The sequence below is a fragment of the Terriglobia bacterium genome, assembly GCA_020072815.1.
Taxonomy (GTDB): domain Bacteria; phylum Acidobacteriota; class Terriglobia; order Terriglobales; family Acidobacteriaceae; genus Angelobacter.
Genome location: JAIQGE010000004.1, coordinates 165925 through 184568, shown reverse-complemented (window position 1 = coordinate 184568; position 18644 = coordinate 165925). Strand labels below are relative to the sequence as shown.

The window sequence follows — 18644 nt, the reverse complement described above, 5'->3', positions numbered from 1 at the left end:
GTGAAATTGGCTGTTACCGAACATCGGTAACATTCCCCGCCCCTACCGCTTAATGTAAACTCATAGCTACCATGTCTTCTTTCAAGTCTTTATTCCTCGGACTGGTATTACTGGTCCTGCCCGTTCCGGCGGTTTTTGCCCAGGCCGGCTCCAGTTCCACCCCTGATCCGGTTTTGCTGCGCACGCTGCAGCAGGAGATGGACCGCGCCATGACGTCGCTGAGCAAGGCGGACCCGGCGCCGTACTTCATCAGCTACGCGGCCAGCGACGATTCCAGCCTGGTCATTGCCGCCAGCAACGGCGCGCTTCTGGCCAACGCCAACCGGCATGAACGCTCGGTGGATATTTCCGTGCGCGTGGGCAGCCGGGACCTGGACAACACGCACGGTGAGAACCGCTTCCATTCGGTGGTCACCACGGCGTTGCCGCTGGACGACCGGGCAGACGCCATTGCGCGCGTGCTGTGGCTCAACACGGACCGCATGTACAAACGGGCCGCCCAGGCTTATCTGGAGGTAAAGACCAACACTAAGGTGCGCGCGGAAGAAGAAGATGCGTCGCCGGACTTTACCACGGAAAAACCCCAGGTATTCGCGGGCAAGATGGCGGCTGCGCCGGTGTTTGATCATCGCGAGTGGGAAGACCGGGTGCGGCGGTTGTCAGCGATCTTCTCCAAGTATCCAGACATTGAACGCTCCAACATCATACTGCTGGTGCAGGACGGCAAACGGTATTTCGTCTCCAGCGAAGGCACCAAGATTGTGGACGGGCGTGTTCTGATTCGCGTGCTGGCCCTGGGCAGCACGCGATCGTCGGACGGCATGGACCTGGCGCGGTCGGAAACCTTTGACGCTTCGACGTTTGACAAGCTCGCGTCCGAGCAAGTGATGGCCGCCAAGATCGAAAAGATTGCGCAGGACCTGCAGAAGCTGAAGAAAGCGCCCATCGTAGAGCCGTTCAACGGCCCGGCCTTGCTCTCCGGACGCGCGGCCGCCGTGTTCTTCCATGAAGTGGTTGGACACCGCCTGGAAGGGCAGCGCCAGCGTGGCGAAAATGAAGGCCAGACGTTTACCAAGGACGTGGGCCACAGCGTGCTCCCAGCGTTCCTGAGCGTGGAAGATGATCCCACTCTGGCCACGCTGGGCGGCGTCGAACTGAGCGGCCAGTACGGCTACGACGAAGAAGGCGAGAAGAGCCAGCGAGTGGAGCTGATCTCGAACGGCGTGCTGAAACAGTTTTTGATGTCGCGCATGCCGGTGAAGGGTTTTGAGCATTCCAACGGCCACGGGCGCGCGCAGGATGGCATGATGCCGGTGGGCCGGCAAGGGAATTTGATCGTGCGCTCCACCAAAAGCATTCCTGACGACCAGCTTCGCCAGGCTCTGATTGACGAAGTGAAAAAACAGGGCAAGCCTTTTGGGCTGTACTTTGAAGACATTGCCGGCGGGTTCACGCTGACCATGCGCAACATGCCGCAGGCCTTTCAGGTGATGCCGCTTATGGTTTGGAAAGTTTATCCGGATGGCCGTCCGGACGAACTGGTCCGCGGCGTGGACATTATCGGCACGCCGCGCAACGCGCTCAGCCGCATTGAATTGACGGGCCAGAAGATGGATGTGTTCAACGGAGAGTGTGGCGCTGAATCGGGCTCGGTGCCGGTGGCTGCCGCCGCTCCCGCCATGTTGTTCTCAGAGATTGAAGTCCAGAAAGTCGCGCAGGGGCATGACCGGCCTCCGGTCCTGCCGCCACCGGGGCCGGAAAAAGCTGGTGACGGCGACGCGAAAAAGGAGGCCCGCTAATGCGCAAATCCATTTTGATCTTTGCTCTGCTCGCGGTTTCGCTGACCTCGCTGGCTTTGGCCGACGACAAATCGGCCATCGCAACCGATGATCATGGCGATCCGGTGCTCAAGGCCATGCTGACCGAACTGAGGCGTTCCCAGGAAAAACTACAACTGGGCGAGATGCAGCGTCCTTACTACATTGATTATCAAGTGACTGAGCTCAGAGATTTTTCCGCGGAGGCCACGCTGGGAGCTTTGCGCGGCGACCATACCAACCTGGTCCGCGTGGTGCGTGTGGTGGTCCGCATTGGCGACTACAAGCAGGACAGCTATTACGGCGAAGGCGTGGGCACGGTGGAAGGGCTGCCCATTGACAACCAGGAAATGGCGTTGCGCCGCCAGCTCTGGCTGGCCACCGACAAAGCGTACAAGTCCGCGCTGGGCGGGCTCAGCGAAAAACAGGCCGCGCTGAAAAACCTGCAGACGGAAAGCGAAGTCGCCGACTTTGCCCAGGAGAAGCCCACGCCGTCCGTCCACGAGCCGGCCAAGCTGGACTTGGATTTTAGCGCGTGGAAACAGCGCGTTCGCGCCAACTCTGACTTGTTCCGTCGCGACCCAAGTCTGGACAACTCCAGCGCGTTCTTCAATGTCCGGGTACTGAACCGTTATTACGTAAACACGGAAGGGGCCATCACGCGCAACGGCAAGGCCGTTTATACCTATGGGTTCTCCGGCTCTGCCCAGGCGGACGACGCTATGCGCTTGGAGCGCAGCCAAGGATACGTGGTCACCCGGCCGGAAGAACTGCCCAAACCGGAAGAAGCGGAAAAAGATACGCAGCGGCTGATCGCCACCTTTGCCGCGCTGCGCAAGGCGCCGCTGGCGGAAGATGAATATCGCGGCCCGGTGCTGTTCTCAGCCGACGCGGCGACCGCACTGTTTGAACGCCTGATCGTCCCCAACGTGCTGGGCATCCGCCCGGAGCTGGGGAACTCAGCGCGCACCCGCGGCGATTTTGCTTCCGCGTACAAGAGCCGGGTGCTGCCGGACTTCTTTACCGTGGTGGACGATCCCCGGTCGAAGAAAATTGACGGGCAGACGCTGGCCGGCAGCTATGACGTGGACGATGAAGGCACGGCCGCCCAGACGGTCACGGTGATTGACAAGGGCGTACTGACCAACTACCTGCTAGGACGGGAGCCCATCCGCGACTTTCCGCATTCCAACGGCCACGGGCGCACGTCGCTGGCCGGACCGCCGCGCTCGCAAATCTCCAATTTGATTTTCAGCGCCGCCAACGGGGTGAGCTTTGAAGAACTGAAGAAAAAGTTGATCGCCATGTGCAAGGACCAGGGCCGTCCGTACGGTTATTACGTGGAGACCACCGGGCCGCAGTTGACGCCGCGTCTGCTGTGGCGCGTGTACGTGAACGATGGCCACATGGAACTGGTCCGCGGCGCGGTCTTCCACCTGCTGGATACGCGCGCTTTGAGGACTGGTATCGTCGCCGCCGGCAATGACGTCTATGTCTACAACCGTTCGGAGCCGTTGCCCAGTTCCATCGTTGCGCCGTCCTTGCTGTTTGACGAATTGGAAATCCAGCGCTCCAACCGCACCAAGGAAAAACTGCCAAACTATCCGGCGCCGGCGCTGGCGGCAAAGTAGAGCCTTCACCACAGAGGACACAGAGGGGCACGGAGGCGAGTGCCCCCTTTTTTCTTGTAGACTGCACGATCCAGCTGTGCGCAAAGCCGTCTCGGATTCGAGTTGCAAATGCATCTTGCTTAAGTTGGCGGAGCCGCGTAGCAGCACGCGCCGCGTTTGCCTTCTTTGTGTGCCTTCGTGTCCTTTGTGGTTAAATTAAGATTCACATGGGCCGCATCCACGTTCTTTCAGAACACGTCGCCAACAAAATCGCCGCCGGCGAAGTGGTGGAGCGTCCCGCGTCCGTGTTAAAGGAGCTGCTGGAAAATTCTTTGGACGCCGGGGCCACGCGCATCCGCGTGCAAGTGGAAGCCGGCGGACGGAAGCTGGTCCAGGTCACCGACAACGGCTGCGGCATGGTGCGCGACGACGCACTGCTGGCCTTCGAACGGCACGCGACGTCCAAGATCAAAGACGCCGAAGACCTGCTGAACATCCACACGCTGGGCTTCCGCGGGGAAGCGCTGCCCTCCATTGCCAGCGTCTCGCGCATGCTGCTGGAGACGCGCGCGCCGGAAGAAGACAGCGGCACCGTGCTGGAGATTGCCGGCGGCAAGATCCTCCGGGTGGAAGACGCCGGGCTGCCGCAGGGGACGTCCATCGCCGTGCGCGATTTGTTCTTCAATACTCCCGCGCGCAAGAAATTTCTGAAGGCCGAGTCCACGGAGCTTTCGCACATCGCGTCGCTGGTCACGCACTATGCGCTGGCGCATCCGGAAAAACATTTTGAATTGCATTCGGCCACCAACGCCATGCTTGTGGCGGCGCCGGTGGAGTCGCACGCGCAGCGCATCTACCAGGTCTTTGGCCGCGAAACCCTGGACCAGCTTGTTCCTCTTGCGGCGACCGTGAAGCTGGAGCGGGTGGGAATCCCTGAACCGCCGCCCTGGCGCCGCGACGAAGATTACCAGCCGCCAGTGCCGGGTGACATGCGCCTGCACGGTTTCATCTCCAAGCCGGAAGTGCAGAAGCTGAACCGCAACTCGATCTTCATTTTCGTGAACAACCGGCTGATCCGCGATCGCCTGGTGCAACACGCGCTGACCGAGGCGTACCGCAACATCCTTCCGCCCACGGTGTTTCCCGTGGTGCTGCTGTTCATCGAGCTGCCTAATGCGGAAGTGGATGCCAACGTCCATCCGTCGAAGACGGAGGTGCGGTTCCGCCAGCATTCCCTGGTGCATGATTTTGTGCGCGACTCGGTGCGCGCGGCGCTGATGAAGGCGCGTCCGGTGCCGGAGTTCACCCGCGAGATTCACGCGCAGCCCACGGCGGCTCCGGGACTGACGCCGGGAGCACGCATGGCCGATGAAGGCGTGGCCGGCGGGCCGGCGGACAACGCTTCCTTGCCATCCGGCGCGCGCGATGAGTTCTCCCTGCAGGCCCCGGCGCAGCTTCCAATGAGCGGGCGTTTGCAGTTTGCCGGCGCGCCGATCCCCATTGAAGCCAACGCCGCGGTGAGCGGCTTTGGCCCGATTGCCGCGCCGGTACTTACGTGGAAGACGAACGGCCACGGCGATGCCTGCGGCAACGTGCTGGCCGACGAACCGCAGGAAATCCCAGACGCGCTGGTGCTCGCCAGCCTGAAACCGCTGGGCCAGGTGCGCGATTCGTTCATCCTGGCCGTGAACGCGGACGGCCTGTGGATCATTGACCAGCACGTGGCCCACGAGCGCGTCCTGTTTGAACGCATCCTGCGCGAGCGCAGCCGCAGCCAGGCGTCGCAGGAGGGCCAGCGCATGCTCATGCCGCTGATCGTGGAACTCTCGCCCGGCCAGCAGGCGGTGTTTACTGAAATCTCTGAAGAGCTGCGCCGCAACGGCTTTGAAGCGGAGCTGTTTGGAGCGCGCACGGTGGCCGTCAAGACTGCCCCGGCGGGCGTGCCGCCTGCGGACGTCGAAAAGATGCTGCTGGAATTGCTCGACCAGTTCCAACAGGAAGAGCAGGCGCTGAACCTGGAGAAGATCCGGGCGAGGATCGCCGCCAGCATCGCCTGCCACGCGGCCATCAAGATCAACATGCCGCTGGAACAAAACAAAATGGAGTGGCTGCTGCAGGAACTGGCCAAAACGGAGTGTCCGATGACGTGTCCGCACGGGCGTCCGGTGGTGCTGCGGTATTCTGTGAAAGAGATACAGAAGGCGTTCAAGCGGATTTGAGGTCAGCGGGCCGTTTTTAAAGCGAAATGACGCGATCAAGGTGGCATTGATGAGAAAATTCAAGCTTGCAAAATGGCTTGCGGAGGTCGGAATATTGTTTTTCGTCTTCATTGCTTTCGATTCACTCCGCAAACTCCACGCACTTGGCCAGCCGATCTTGGGGACAATTATCGAGTCATTGGCAATCAGCGCAATTGCCAGTGTCTTCTTATATTTCTGGGAGGACCGCTCCAATGAGTAGGATCCCAAAACCGCCCACACAGGAGAGAGAGGGAGTGTGCGTCGTGAGAACTCACTGAAGCCGCATGGTCGGGGAAGGATTCTCGGGGTCCTTCGACTGCGCGACGCCATGCTGCGCAGCGTCGCTCCGCTCAGGATGACACAGCCTAGAGTGCATGATGGTCCTGAAGAAAATGGTCTTGAAGAAAATCTAGCCAGAATTTGAATTGACCTACAGCCGAATACGGAGCCGGTGTTTCCTCCGCTCCCGTTCGTCGTGGTGTATCGTGTAAAGGAAAGTGTTGTTGAAATCGTCAGGATGCTGTACGGGGCGCAGCGCTGGCCGTAAGTCGAACGCACAGCAAGGGCGTCGATCATCAACCTATGACTGAACCAGAACTGCAACAGCAACGGGCGCACAAATGGCGGCTCCAGGGCGATCCGGTCCGCACGCTGGAGCAGGCGCGCGCTTTTCTTGAGGACGTGGGTTTTTGCCTGTTGTATCCCGAACGCACGCTGCCCGCGCTGCCAACGTTCATGGGCGCCTACGTGGGTACGGCGGACGGCCTGCCAGACGCCAGGCACGCCTTCGCTGATCCGCGCGCGCAGCAAGCCACGGAGTTGATGGTCCGGCTGCTGCGGGAGCGGGGTGCGTATGAGCTGCACCTGTTCGGCGACGCCAGCCTGATCGTGGCCGCTTCGCTGTTTCCTTTCTTCTATGCGCTGGTGGGTGACCGCAATCCCAAAGCGCCGCCCAAGACCAAAGCCCAGGGCGCCGCGGTGTCGCAACTTTCCGGACGCGTATTCGAAGCGCTGCAGAAACACGGTCCCCTGAGCAAGGGGCAGCTGCAGGAAGCGGTGGGCCGGGAGACGAGCATCGCCGCGCTGGACAACGCGCTGAGCGAGCTGTGGACCATCTTGAAAATCACCCGCGTGGATTACAACGCCACGGAGGGTTCGTTCTGGGACGTGTTTTACCGCTGGTCGCCCGGCGCGGTGCGGGAAGGCGTGGAAATTTCCGCGCCGGAAGCCGTGTCCGCGTTGCTGTGCAAGTATCTGGAGACGGCGATCGCCGCCACGCAGGATGAGCTCGAACAGTTTCTTTCTCATCTCACGCCGCGGTCGAAGGTTCGCGAAGCCATGAACGCGCTGCTGGCTGCGCGCGAACTCAGCTTCATCACCGTGGGCGCCAAGACTTTCATCCAACTGGCGCCGGTTGTGGAACCGCGGAGGCGGACGCATGTCTAGCGCCAAGGACCGCGCGCCCAGCGAAGTTGCGCCTGAGGCCTCCGCTTCCGCGCCACGCAAGATGGTGATCGCTATTGACGGTCCCGCCGGCTCGGGCAAGAGCACGCTGGCTGCGCTGCTGGCCCGCAAGTATGGATACGTGAATATTGAGAGCGGCGCCATGTATCGCGCTCTGGCGCTCAAGGCGATTGAAACCGGCGCTTCGCTCGATGACGGAGCTGCGCTGGCTGAACTGGCGCAGGCGTCCCAGATCGAACTGCTGCCGCGTGCGGAAGGCAACCGGGTTGTGCTCGACCGCCGGGACGTCACCGACCGCGTGCGCCAGCAGGACGTGACCGACGCGGCCTCAAGAGTCTCCGTGCATCCGCCGGTGCGCGAATGGATGGTGGCCCACCAGCGCGCCATGGGCGAAGGCGGGGGAATCGTCATGGAAGGGCGCGATATCGGAACCAAAGTCTTCCCTAACGCGGAGGTCAAGATATTCCTTGACGCTGAACCGGAAATCCGCGGCTCACGGCGCTTTCAGCAGAATCGGGTCGCAGAAGAACACGAGACAACGGTACTGGTGGAGTTACACAAGCGCGACCATCGGGACCGCACCCGCGCCAGTTCGCCTCTGGAGCCCGCGCCGGACGCCGTGCACATTGATTCCACGCATTTGACGCTCGACCAGGTGGCGGAACGGGCGTGCGAAATCGTAGACTCCAAGCTGGCGGAGCGGAAGAGCAAGTAGTTGGTACTTAGTAATTGGTACTTAGTAATTAGTACTGGCAACTGGCTATTGGCTTTCGGCCTTTGGCTCTTAGCTAAAGCGCAAAGACAGCAACCTTCGCCAAATACCAAAAAGCCAACAGCCAACAGCCAACAGCCAACAGCCAACTACCGTTCTTCTACTGTTTCCTGATCTGAATGGTGCCGCGATCTGATCGCAAGCGCATCGTGGGCCCGCCCTTGCCGACCGTCCCGCGGGCCGTGGCATTTCTTTGCTGGCTATCCACGTTGATCCCGGTAAACTCCGCGGTAATGTTGCCGTTGGTGCTTTCCGCATCCAGTTGGAAGCCCGCACTGGCCGGCACGTCCACGGTAATATCGCCGTGGCTGTCGGTCACGTCAATGCTCCCCAGCGGAGCTTTGGTCCTGACTTCCACAATGCCGTTGCGGTTGTCCACGTGGACGTCGCCGGAAGCGTCTTCCAGTCGAATGTCGTTGGACCGGGTCTCCAACCGGAAGGGGCCGGTGACGGAGCTGCCGCGGATGTTGCCGCGCGACATATTGATTTCGCCATCAAGTTTGGGCGCCTGCAAGGTGGTCCGCACGGATTTGAAATGAAGCTGCTTGCCGATTTTTGCGAGCTGGATCTCGCCGTTGTAACCGGCATTAAAGTCCAGCGACCCTCCCACGCCGGAGACACTGCCGTCGTCTACCGTGCCGTCAACCTGCACGTCGCCGCTAACGTCCTTCACCGTGACTGTGCCGCCCCTCATGTGCAGTGATGCGTTGCCTTTGATCTGGTCCAGGCTGACGTCACCGTGGTCGGTGGAGATGTCTAGCGCGCCGTCGCGATTGGAGACGGTGATGTCACCGCGGCGCGTGGAGAGCGAGAGCGCGGCGTTGCGCGGCAATTGCAAGTCCAGGTCAAAACGTCCGCGTTCAAAGTTGCTGCCGGTGGCGTCCAGAATCCACAGGCTGCCTTGCTGGACAAAGCTGGGACGCGTGGATGTATTGAGACTATCGGCGCCCTCCTGTGTATCGGTTCTCAGCGTCTTATGGACGACCAGATGGGCCTGGGCGTCAGCGCTGGGTGTGACTTTGATGCTGCCCCGGCGCGCCAGCACTTTGAACTCTGTTCCACCGGCAACCGGCTGGGCCAGAGTGTCAGTGAATTCATAGGAATTTCCCATGAGGCCGAAGAAATCATTCGTGTCGTCGTCAATATTGAACTGCGAGTGCAAGCCGTGCCAGTCCACGCGCGACAGGCTGGTGGCGCTGATGCCGATCAGAACAAAGAACACAACCAGCACGATGCTGCCGGCCCCCAAGCGCGAAGGCTGCTCGCCTTTTTGCCGGGCCCAGGAGTATTCCGCCAGCTTGACCGCGCCCCAGACAATGAGCACTGCCGGCCAGTAACGGGCAAACCAAATCCCAAAACCGCGGAGGGAGATCATGCCCATGGTGCCCAGCATAAGGAGCACGCCCAGAGCGATCAGGATCAGCGGCCCAACCATGGAACGCGATTTCTGCGGTGGCGGCGGATATTGGGGTACGGGACTGAGAGTGCTCATGATTTCACCTGTGGGTCGTTCATGTTTGCGTCATTGGCTGGCGTCCCGGCCGAAGCCGGAGGCGGCGGAGTGCCCGGCCCGCTCCACTCCTGCGGAGCGTATCCCGGCGGTGGAGTCGCCAACGCGGTCTGGCTCACCAGAGGAATATGGCCTTCCGTGGAAGCGGTACGGCCCAGCAGCATCATCGCCCCGACCACCAGCAGATAAACCGGCGAAAGCTGGCCAAAGCTAAACCGGGTCGAGTAGTGCAGCAGGCCCAGCACGCCCGTGGTGATGATCAAAGCCGCTCCCATGAGCCCTTGCAGCCGGCATCGGTTGCACGAACAACTTCTGTTGTAGGTGTAGGTCGGCATGTGATTATCCTTTTTGCGCCGTGCGCTTGTAGGCGATCCACAGGCCCAGGGCGATCAAGAACACCGGCAAGATGCGGTGCATCTCAATGTAAAAAACGGTCTTGAACAGGAAGATCGCTCCCAGGGCGATCAGGACGATCGCTCCCGTCGGCGCGCCCGACAGCGGATCAGACTGTGGCTGTGGCGTACCCGGGAGTGCGCCTGTTGCGACCGCGGCCGTCGCTCCCGGCTGCGGCTGGGGTTGCGATTCCTGCAGGCCAAACATCTTGTCAATCCCCAGCAGGTCCGGCGCCGGCAAGCCCATCTGTTTGGCTTGCGCGGTCTTGAACGCGTCAAAGACCATGTAGAACACAACGCAGGGGATGGCGAAACCGAACCAATCGGAGATGTTGCTGGTGGCCACAATCGCCAGCACGAACATCATTACGTGGATGAAAGCCTTTGCGAACTGGCCGTTGTACATGGCGCCCACGCCGGGAATGAATCCCAGAAATGCCGCGATGCCGGGATTGGGTGCGCCGGGAACAGCCGGCACCACCACGGGAACAGGAGGCGGCGGGGTCTGCAAACGGACGGCGATGCAGGGTTCGCAATAGACGGCTCCCATCACATCGCGCTTACAGTTTTCACACAGCGCCTTCCCGCAAGTTCGGCAGAACGCTACTGCCGGGGTTTCAGAGTGTACGGCGCAGTTCATAGTGAGGCTCCTTCATCATTTCTGGTTGTAGATTTGGCCATCAGGCTGCCACTGGGCGTCCTGGCGAGTCCGGTCTGGGCCAGCTGGGGCGTGCTGTCACGCTCCTGGCTGTAGGTGTCATGGGGCTGCGGTTGCCCGCTGGTATCAGGAGGCGTGTTGCGGTTTTGCTGCTCCTGTTTGTTGGTGTCGTCGTCGTCTTTCTTGCCTTCGCCGCTGGGCGCGACTGCTTTCTTGAGTCCCTGTACGCGGGACTCAACTTCATAGACCAGCCGCATGTTGTCGTAATAGCGCGCGACCTTGGATTCCACCTGGGTGTACTGCAAGACCACGGATTTGCGCAGCGCGCTGGGATGCCAGTCAATCTTGCCGATATCGCCCACCCGCACACCCGCCAGGCTCAGCGTCACGCTCAGCGAGAAAAACGCCATCACAAAGGAAGTGGCAAAGCGTGAACGCATGAGCATGGGCGCGTAGCTCAGCGAACGGCGGATGCCGGCCAGCCAGCCGGCCTTCTCGCGCGGGGCATCCGTGGCGCCGAGTACCACCTTTTCCTTGCCTTCCAGGCTGGTGGTTGCCAGGATGTTGTGGACCAGGTTCCGGGGCGGCTCCACAGTTTCCATGGAGCGCAACAGCATCATGCCGGCCCGGGTCTCAGCGTACAGCGGACCGCATTGCGGGCAACTCCGGCTATGAGCGTCAAAGGCCTGCCGGACGCCGGCCGGGAGAGTGCTGCTATCGCCTTCGCCGTGGCCGACGCTATCGAGAACGTCGGCCAGCAGCGCCTCGAACTGGCTGCACTGAAGCTCGTCTTGGAAATTCTTGGTCATTGGCTTGCCTGCTTCTTATTACGAGAAAGTAATCGCGCTAGTTCCATTCTTCCCCGGTTGATGCGCGATTTTACGGTGCCTTCCGGCACCTTGAGCACCTGGGCAATGTCTTTGTAATCCATATCTTGCAGGTCGCGGAGGATCACCGCCTCGCGCAGGTCAGGGGACAGCCGGCCCAGGGCCAACTGGACCATTTTTTGCGTCTCTTTGCTGGCCAGGCGGTCGTCCGGGGCGGGACCGCGGTCGGGAATGCGGTTGAGCATGGTGGGCGAATCTTCTTCTTCCGTGATGCCAGCGTCGAGGGAGTCGGTCACGCGGTCCTGCTTGCTGCGCCGGAAGTGGTCCACCAGAAGGTTGCGGGCCAGGGTGGTCAGCCAGGTGCTAAATGCCCCTTTTTCAACATCATAGCTGCCCAGCGTGCGGTACACGCGGATGAAAACTTCCTGCGTGAGGTCTTCGGCGTCATGGGGAGAGCTGGTGAAGCGGTAGCACAGGTTGTAAATCCGGCGGTTCTGCAGGCGGACGATCTCCTCCCAGGCGGCGGAATCGCCGGCCAGACATCGGCGGACAAGTGCCCCTGTTTGTTGATCTTCCAAGCAGTCTCTCCGAATACCTGCGTTGACGAGTATAGCTTGCGCTGACAGTGTATCCGCCCCCAACGGCCTTCTGGCGTATCAGATCGTGTTCTGGCCTGCCTTTGATACGCAGAGGATCGCGGTGGTGTTCCCAGCAGAAGCGATCTTCGACGACTCGCCGCACCCAATCCCGGCGATCTTTGGCAGTTTTGGCATTCTTGGCAATCTCTTGCCCCCCTCCCCTCCCCTCCCCTCCCCTCCCTCTCCATCCCAAGATCTAAAGGGCTTACGCGACACATCCCAATTTGGCGCGGGTTTAAGGTTCTCCGATCACCCGATGACCCGATCACCAGATCACCCGATTCTTCTCCCTCCCCCTGCCGCCTCCCTTCAACTAGGATTCCAAAGGCTTTGTTCGATTCATCCCAATGGCATCCCCTGGCTGTTCGCCGAGTCGGGCACGCCCCAGGCCTTGGCCGCACGCAGAACTCAACATGGCAAAAGCCGGTTCTGAGAAAATCCACCCATTATACTGTATTTTGTTCGCTATAGCCAGCAGGAATTAGTACATGGCTTGATTGGCTCGTGTGGCACAGCCGCCCTCGGCTGAGTGTTGGTCCGATTTATTGCGACTGGAGAGGGCTCAGTGCTTTGCGGCAACGGGCTCCCCCGCCAGCGCCAGGTCCATCGCCGCCAGGGCGTGGATGAGCGTGGTGTCGAACACCGGGACCGCCACGTCTGCCTGCTGTATGAGCAGGCCGATCTCCGTGCATCCCAGAATGATGCCTTCCGCGCCGCGACCGGTGAGCCCGCGGATGATCTCCAGGTAGTCGGCCTTGGACTGCGGCAGGATTCTTCCGTGCACCAGTTCTTCAAAGATGATGCGGTTGGCCGATTCGCGCTGCGCGGCGTCGGGCGCCAGGACTTCCAGATTGAATCGGCGTTCCAGGCGCGAAGAGATGAAGTCTTGTTCCATGGTGAAGCGCGTCCCCAGCAGACCGACTTTTTTGAGTTTGCGCGCGACGATGGCTTCACCGCAGGCGTCGGCAATGTGCAGGAAGGGAAGGCGCGTGGCGCGTTCAATTTCGCCGGCCACTTTGTGCAGGGTGTTGGTGCAGAGCAAGAGCAGGTCGGCGCCGCCGGCTTCCAGGCGACGGGCCGCGTCCACCAGGATGCGCGCCGCGTCGGCCCAGCGGTCTTCACGCATGGCCGGCTCAATCTCCTGGAAGTCCACGGAATAGAGAAGGACCTTGGCGGAATGCAGGCCGCCCAGCCGCGCATGGGCCGTCTGGTTCAGAATACGGTAGTACTCAATGGTGGACGCCCAACTCATGCCGCCGATCAGGCCAATGGTTTTCATAGGACTCGCTCTGATGACGATAGATCTCCCGAAAAGAAAAATGGTAGCACGCCGACGCGGGCACGTATCGCAGGCGACGAAAAGCAAAAAACCTTACCGCAGATGAACGCTGATGACACTGATCGGAAGGCAAAGCAAGAGGAAGAATCGCCGTGATCGCGGAAATCGCGCGTTATCGCCGGGATCGGAAAAGCAGAAACCTCACTGCTGATCCACGCTGATGACACTGATTCCGAATCGTGGATCGGAAGGGAGAGCTGAGAGCAAGGCGCGATTCGCGCCCACTGCACCCTTTGTGCTACACTGTATTTGCTTTAGGTTCCTGGTTTCAGGGCTGCCGAGATCGAGATCTGGTCCGGAACTTCCCCGATTCAATTTTCCCCGGGTATCTTCAGCAAACAAATCAACTTAATCGGCATGAGATCACTCTGCCCAGACGTTTGATAACGTCTCGCCGGACCGGCGCCGACCAAGAGAGCAAAACGAAACGAATGGTTCGCTTTACCGAACTACCAATATCTCCCTATCTACAGGACCGCCTTGCTGCGGCCCAATTTGTAAACCCTACGGAAGTCCAGGCTGCGGCCATCCCGCACGCCATTTTGGGCAAAGACATTCTGGCTACGGCACAGACCGGGACCGGCAAGACGCTGGCTTTCCTGGTGCCCATTATTGAAAGGCTGCTGGCCAAGCCCACCAAGGGCGTCCAGGTGCTGGTGCTGGTTCCCACGCGCGAACTGGCGATGCAGATCAACAAACAATTTGAACATCTTCGCGGCAAAAAGCTGCCGGCGGCAGCGCTGCTGATTGGCGGAAGCTCCGAACGCAGCCAGATTGATCTACTAAAAAAAGGCGCACAACTCGTCATCGCGACTCCTGGCCGCTTTGAAGACCTGCTCGACCGCCGCATGTTCCACCTGCAAAATGTCAACACCCTGGTGCTGGACGAAGCCGACCGCATGCTGGACATGGGCTTTATCCCGGCGATTCGCCGGATCGTGGCGCAGTTGCCGCGCGCGCGCCAGACCATGTGCTTCTCAGCAACCCTTGATCCTTCCGTCGCCCACCTGATGGAAGACTACCTGAAGCATCCTGTCCGGCTGGCTTTCGGTTCCACCCGCAAAGCGTCTGAGAGCGTGGACTTGACGGCCTATGAAGTTCCGGCTGATCAGAAGCTGGCTCTGCTGAAGCGCCTGATTGAAGGCGAAGACGGACGCAGCCTGGTCTTTGTGCGGACCAAACGCGCCACGCAGCGTGTGGCCGATAAACTGGAGCGCTCCGGCGTGCGCGTCTCAGTGATTCACGGCGACCGCTCGCAGCCGCAGCGTAACGCCGCGCTGGCCGCTTTTCAGCAGGGAAAATCCAAAGTGCTGGTGGCGACGGATGTGGCCTCGCGCGGCATCCACGTGGACAACATTGCCCAGGTGATCAATTACGATCTGCCCGCCGTGACGGAAGACTTTATCCATCGCGCGGGACGCACCGGTAGGATGGGCCTTGCCGGCAACGCCATCACCTTCTTTACTCCGCTGGAGCGTTCTGATCTGGCCGCGCTGGAGCGGGGCTTGCAACTGAAGATCCGGCGCGAGCGCGTTTCTGGCGACCTGCAAAAGGAACCGCGCGTGATGCCCGTGGACGTTTCCAATCTGGTGCCGGTATCTGTCAAGCCTGGCTCCAAGAAGATGCGGCTGCCCGGAGAAGTTCTTCAGCTCCACATCTAAACCGCGGAGCAGAAACAACACCGCGTAACAGACCAAACGGGGGAGTCACGGAGAAAACAATCTCACGTGGCTCCCCCGTTCTCATGGTCAAGCTCTTAATGTCCGATCAGCCTCCGGTGTTTGATCTTTTCAATTTGTTCCGGTGTGTCACGCGCCTCTGCTTCTTCTTGGCCCTGCGGGCTTCGGCAAATTTGTCCACGGAGGAATGCGCGGCAGCGCGCTTTTCAGGTTTGGGTTGGGCCTCCGGCATTGCCTGTGGTTCCGAATCGGTTACGGTCGCGCTCATGTGTTTGTCTCCTTCATTCGGCTCTTCGCCAAACTTGCTGCTGCGTTGATTCTCTCGGCTGTAGGAAGCATACGCATAGCGAAGTGGCGCAACTGTGCAATATTGCACAGCTTTTGTTGGCGTGGAACATCATACTCACCGCGGTCGCGCCGTGATTGGCGCCCCGCAAAGCTGCTCTCCTCTTGAATGCGGCCCTGCTTTTTGCGAGCAAACGGCCAGCGGAGGAGTATGATCGGATGGACTAAAGACGCATCCGTGCTCCTGGATTGGCAAGCATGGACTTGTTGAAAACAGCGCCTTTCTCGCAACAACGGCTGACCGCAACGGCACGTTGAGCGTCAAGTGATCATTTTTCAAAGTTATCCCGCCCGAAATTGATCTTTCATCGCAACCTGCCCCCAAGGAGCTGCTGCCACTCATGAAAGTCCATTTAATTAATCCGAGCAATGTGTCGTTTGGAACTGCCGTCATTACTCCGCGCTGGCTTTATGTGCTGGCCGCAGCCACGCCCGCATCGTACGGCACACCTCATCTGGTGGATGAAACTCTGGCCACCACCGATCCACTGATGATCGAGCCCGGTGATGTGGTGGGCATTGGGGTCCATACCGGCAACGCTCTGCGGGGCTATGAGCTCGGAAAAATGGCGCGCCAGCGGGGAGCTTACGTGGTTTTTGGCGGCATTCATGCCACGCTTTATCCCGAAGAGGCCATGGAACTGGGCGGCGCCCACGCCGTAGTCAAAGGCGATGGCGACCTGGCATGGGCCAGCGTGCTGGAGGATTGCGCTCACGGCGCTCCGCAGCCGATCTATGTGGGCGGCCGGATTGAAGGCCGGGAATTTCTGCCCGCGCGCTGGGACCTGCTCCCTCCCAACCGTTATATGTGGGCTTCCGTGCAAACTGTGCGGGGCTGCCCCAAGCACTGCTCGTTCTGCTCCGTCTGGCGTACGGACGGCCAGCGCCCCCGCCAGCGCTCCTCTGACTCCGTGTTAGGAGAGATCGTCCACCTGCGCCGCCTGGGTTTCCGCTTCATCGCGCTTGCCGATGACAATTTTTATCCTGTCACTTTGACTGACATGGAGCTGGCTTCGCGGCAGAACAACACCGCCCGGCTGAACGAACTGAAAAGCATCCGGGCGGAACGCTTCGAACTGATGGCGCGCCTGGCCCAGCTTCCGTCTGACACCGTGTTCTTTACCCAGATCACCATGGAAGCCGCGGAAGATCCGGAGTTTCTTGCGGCCATGAAGGCAGCCCACATCCACGGCGCGCTGGTGGGAGTGGAAGCCGTAACACCGGAAGGGTTGAAGGACGTTTACAAAGATTTCAACTTCGCCGGACAGAATCTGGTGGACCGCCTGCGCAAATTCCGCCGGCATGACATCCACGTTCTGGGATCGTTCATCTTCGGCTTGCCCAGTGACCGCCCGGAGACGTTCGCCGCCACCGCCGCCGTGGCCGAGCAAGCGGAGCTGACCTTCGCGCAGTTCGTCATGCTCACGCCGTTTCCAGGGACCGTGGACTTTGCCCGCTGGGAACAAACCATGGAGGGCGACTCGACCCGCATCGCCGGTGTCCCCCTCACCCGCGGATGGCTGATCCCGCAGGCGATCCGGCCCAAACTGTTTTGGACCCATCCGGTCATGGCGGCCGACGAGATTCGCCGCCGCACGCAGGGCGTGTGGGACCAGTTCTACAGTTTCCGCGTGATCTGGAAGCGCTCAAGTTTCCTGCGTTCGCTCAAAGGACGCCTGGCGTTCATCCTGATTTCCAAACTCTACCGCCGGATGTACGCCGATACCGGCATCGCCACTGACAGCGCGCGCGTCGCGTGGTCGGCACGATGGGCGCGCTGGCTGGCCAAACCAACCAGACGTCTGTTTGCCGGACGTCCCATGCCGCACCTGCAAGTCCCGCCACCGGTGGAAGCGCTCTCTTGACGCTCTTGGTTGGTCCCAAAAGTTGCAAGCGGCAAAACCCTGGTTTAAAAACGGCCCTGGCGACGGGCTTGGAATTTCAACTATTTAGCGCCACGGTTTTGATGAGGTTTTGGAACAGCACTTTCGTGCTCTGTCATCCGACCGCGATCGGAGCGCTTGGTTCCAGCGGAACAGCACTTCTCAGGAGAGGACTTCTGGCCCGGAATAACTTCCGGTTCGTCCGGGATCTGGGAGGAAGCCGAAAGTCGAGCTACCCGCAACTTGCTCCTACCGCGGGCCATCGGGCGACGGTTCGGGGCCAGGGCTTGTGGCGCCGGTAATTGCGCGCCAGTTCCAAGTAGATGCCGATGTCTCTTTCCAGGTCGGACTGGGTCCCGTCAAAGTAGAAATTGCGAATGGGCAGGCCCGCGCTGTCGCGGCTGATGCGCGGGTAAATTGCCTCGCAAATGATTCCGTTCATGCAGGTGAACGGACTGATATCAATCACCCCGTCTACACCCTTGCGCGCAAAGTACACCGCTTTCCCGGCGTTCAGGACCATCTCTCCCGAGCATCCTGGGGACGGCAAATAAGGTGTGGCGAAGTCGAGCACGTTCTGCACGTCGTCCGGCTCTTCCTGTCCGAAGAAATCATGGTGAAAGAGCGAGACCATTTCATGTTCGTCCTGCTTCTGAAGGCGCCTGCGGAACATGGCCACGAAGCTCTCGCTGGAGAACCGTCTTCCCCTCAGCCGCAAGAACTGGGCCTGCTCCCAGTTGGTGTACCAGATCCATTCGGAGAAATCGTTCATCCACATCTCGGCCCCGAAGGCCTCCAATCGGCGGATCAGATCGTTGTTGCTGAAGGTATTCAAGCGGCAAAAAATTTCGCCGACGACGCCAATCAACAAGCGGTCGTCCTGACGCACCGGCAGGCCGCGGAAGCGAGAGCGGCAGCGCACAAGGGCGTCGCGCAAGGCTTCCATCTGTTCGCCGGGGCCGGCAAAAGGTGTTTCCATAACACGGCAGAGGTCGGCAAGGCACTGCTCGTACAGCGCATCGGCGCTGCCAGCGGTGACTTCGTAGGGCCGGGTCCGGTACAGCAGCTTGAGCATAAGATCGCCGGCAACAATGGCCCGCCACAGGCCGCGCACAAAGGCGGTGGAAGATTTGCCGAAATCGTCATAGCCATTCTCGCTGTCGGGGGCGACGATGGCGACGCCGGAATAGCCCAGCGACTTGAGCACGGACTTCAAATGCGGTGTGTACTGCCCGAACCGGCAAGGACCTTGGCTGGTGGGCATGAAGAATGCCGTTTTGTGCTGGTCGACGCCGGGCTGCTCCAGAATTTTCAAGAAGTCGCCGAGCGTGATTTTGGTGGGATAACACTCGTCGCCACAGGTATGGCGCGCGCCCAGCTCGCGGGTGCGTTCATCAGAGGGCGGAGTGCATTCCGCGTCAATGCCCAAGGACCGAAACACCGCGGCCATGACTAACGTGCCGCCCCCGT

The 18644-nt window shown here is 60.5% G+C and carries 15 protein-coding genes; 8 read left to right on the top strand and 7 right to left on the bottom strand.

Annotated elements, in window-relative coordinates:
• Positions 1-71 precede the first annotated feature (71 nt).
• From LAO20_07160 to cmk, 6 genes are all read left to right on the top strand, one after another.
• Positions 72-1799 (top strand): peptidase U62, encoded by a 1728-nt coding sequence (locus tag LAO20_07160; protein ID MBZ5531192.1) that lies wholly within the window; start codon positions 72-74, stop codon positions 1797-1799.
• The gene (locus tag LAO20_07155; protein MBZ5531191.1) at positions 1799-3448 is read left to right on the top strand and encodes a peptidase U62; all 1650 of its coding nucleotides are present in this window, start codon (positions 1799-1801) and stop codon (positions 3446-3448) included. The genes LAO20_07160 and LAO20_07155 overlap by 1 nt, the downstream gene beginning before the upstream one ends.
• 206 nt (positions 3449-3654) lie before the next feature.
• Positions 3655-5646 carry a DNA mismatch repair endonuclease MutL gene (gene mutL, locus LAO20_07150; GenBank protein MBZ5531190.1) on the top strand — a complete coding sequence of 664 codons (1992 nt, stop codon included), beginning with the start codon at positions 3655-3657 and terminating at the stop codon, positions 5644-5646.
• Positions 5647-5695: 49 nt separating this feature from the next.
• Positions 5696-5887, top strand: coding sequence for a hypothetical protein (locus tag LAO20_07145; GenBank protein MBZ5531189.1), 192 nt, complete (start codon positions 5696-5698; stop codon positions 5885-5887).
• Between the two features lie 362 nt (positions 5888-6249).
• Entirely contained in the window at positions 6250-7113 is an 864-nt protein-coding gene (locus LAO20_07140; protein MBZ5531188.1) for a winged helix DNA-binding domain-containing protein, read from the top strand.
• Positions 7106-7846 carry a (d)CMP kinase gene (gene cmk, locus LAO20_07135; GenBank protein ID MBZ5531187.1) on the top strand — a complete coding sequence of 247 codons (741 nt, stop codon included), beginning with the start codon at positions 7106-7108 and terminating at the stop codon, positions 7844-7846. The genes LAO20_07140 and cmk overlap by 8 nt, the downstream gene beginning before the upstream one ends.
• Before the next feature lie 157 nt (positions 7847-8003).
• Here the strand turns inward: cmk and LAO20_07130 are convergent, their stop codons facing one another.
• The 6 genes from LAO20_07130 to LAO20_07105 form a co-directional block, all read right to left on the bottom strand.
• Positions 8004-9395, bottom strand: a complete 1392-nt coding sequence (locus tag LAO20_07130; GenBank protein ID MBZ5531186.1) for a DUF4097 family beta strand repeat-containing protein — start codon at positions 9393-9395, stop codon at positions 8004-8006.
• Positions 9392-9748, bottom strand: coding sequence for a hypothetical protein (locus LAO20_07125; GenBank protein ID MBZ5531185.1), 357 nt, complete (start codon positions 9746-9748; stop codon positions 9392-9394). The genes LAO20_07130 and LAO20_07125 overlap by 4 nt, the downstream gene beginning before the upstream one ends.
• A 4-nt stretch (positions 9749-9752) precedes the next feature.
• Positions 9753-10445: a hypothetical protein gene (locus tag LAO20_07120; protein MBZ5531184.1), complete on the bottom strand. Its 693-nt coding sequence runs from the start codon at positions 10443-10445 to the stop codon at positions 9753-9755.
• A complete protein-coding gene (locus LAO20_07115; protein ID MBZ5531183.1) occupies positions 10442-11272 on the bottom strand; it encodes a hypothetical protein in 831 nt (276 codons plus the stop codon). Before LAO20_07115 ends, LAO20_07120 begins: the two co-directional genes overlap by 4 nt.
• Positions 11269-11868, bottom strand: coding sequence for a sigma-70 family RNA polymerase sigma factor (locus tag LAO20_07110; protein ID MBZ5531182.1), 600 nt, complete (start codon positions 11866-11868; stop codon positions 11269-11271). Before LAO20_07110 ends, LAO20_07115 begins: the two co-directional genes overlap by 4 nt.
• A 622-nt stretch (positions 11869-12490) precedes the next feature.
• Positions 12491-13207: an aspartate/glutamate racemase family protein gene (locus LAO20_07105; protein ID MBZ5531181.1), complete on the bottom strand. Its 717-nt coding sequence runs from the start codon at positions 13205-13207 to the stop codon at positions 12491-12493.
• Between the two features lie 491 nt (positions 13208-13698).
• On the opposite strand from LAO20_07105, the gene LAO20_07100 reads away from it, so the two are divergent.
• A complete protein-coding gene (locus LAO20_07100) occupies positions 13699-14928 on the top strand; it encodes a DEAD/DEAH box helicase (GenBank protein ID MBZ5531180.1) in 1230 nt (409 codons plus the stop codon).
• 704 nt (positions 14929-15632) lie between these two features.
• Positions 15633-17156 (top strand): B12-binding domain-containing radical SAM protein, encoded by a 1524-nt coding sequence (locus tag LAO20_07095; protein ID MBZ5531179.1) that lies wholly within the window; start codon positions 15633-15635, stop codon positions 17154-17156.
• Between the two features lie 250 nt (positions 17157-17406).
• Here LAO20_07095 and LAO20_07090 read toward each other — a convergent pair whose 3' ends face one another.
• The gene (locus LAO20_07090; protein ID MBZ5531178.1) at positions 17407-18624 is read right to left on the bottom strand and encodes a hypothetical protein; all 1218 of its coding nucleotides are present in this window, start codon (positions 18622-18624) and stop codon (positions 17407-17409) included.
• Between the last annotated feature and the right edge of the window lie 20 nt (positions 18625-18644).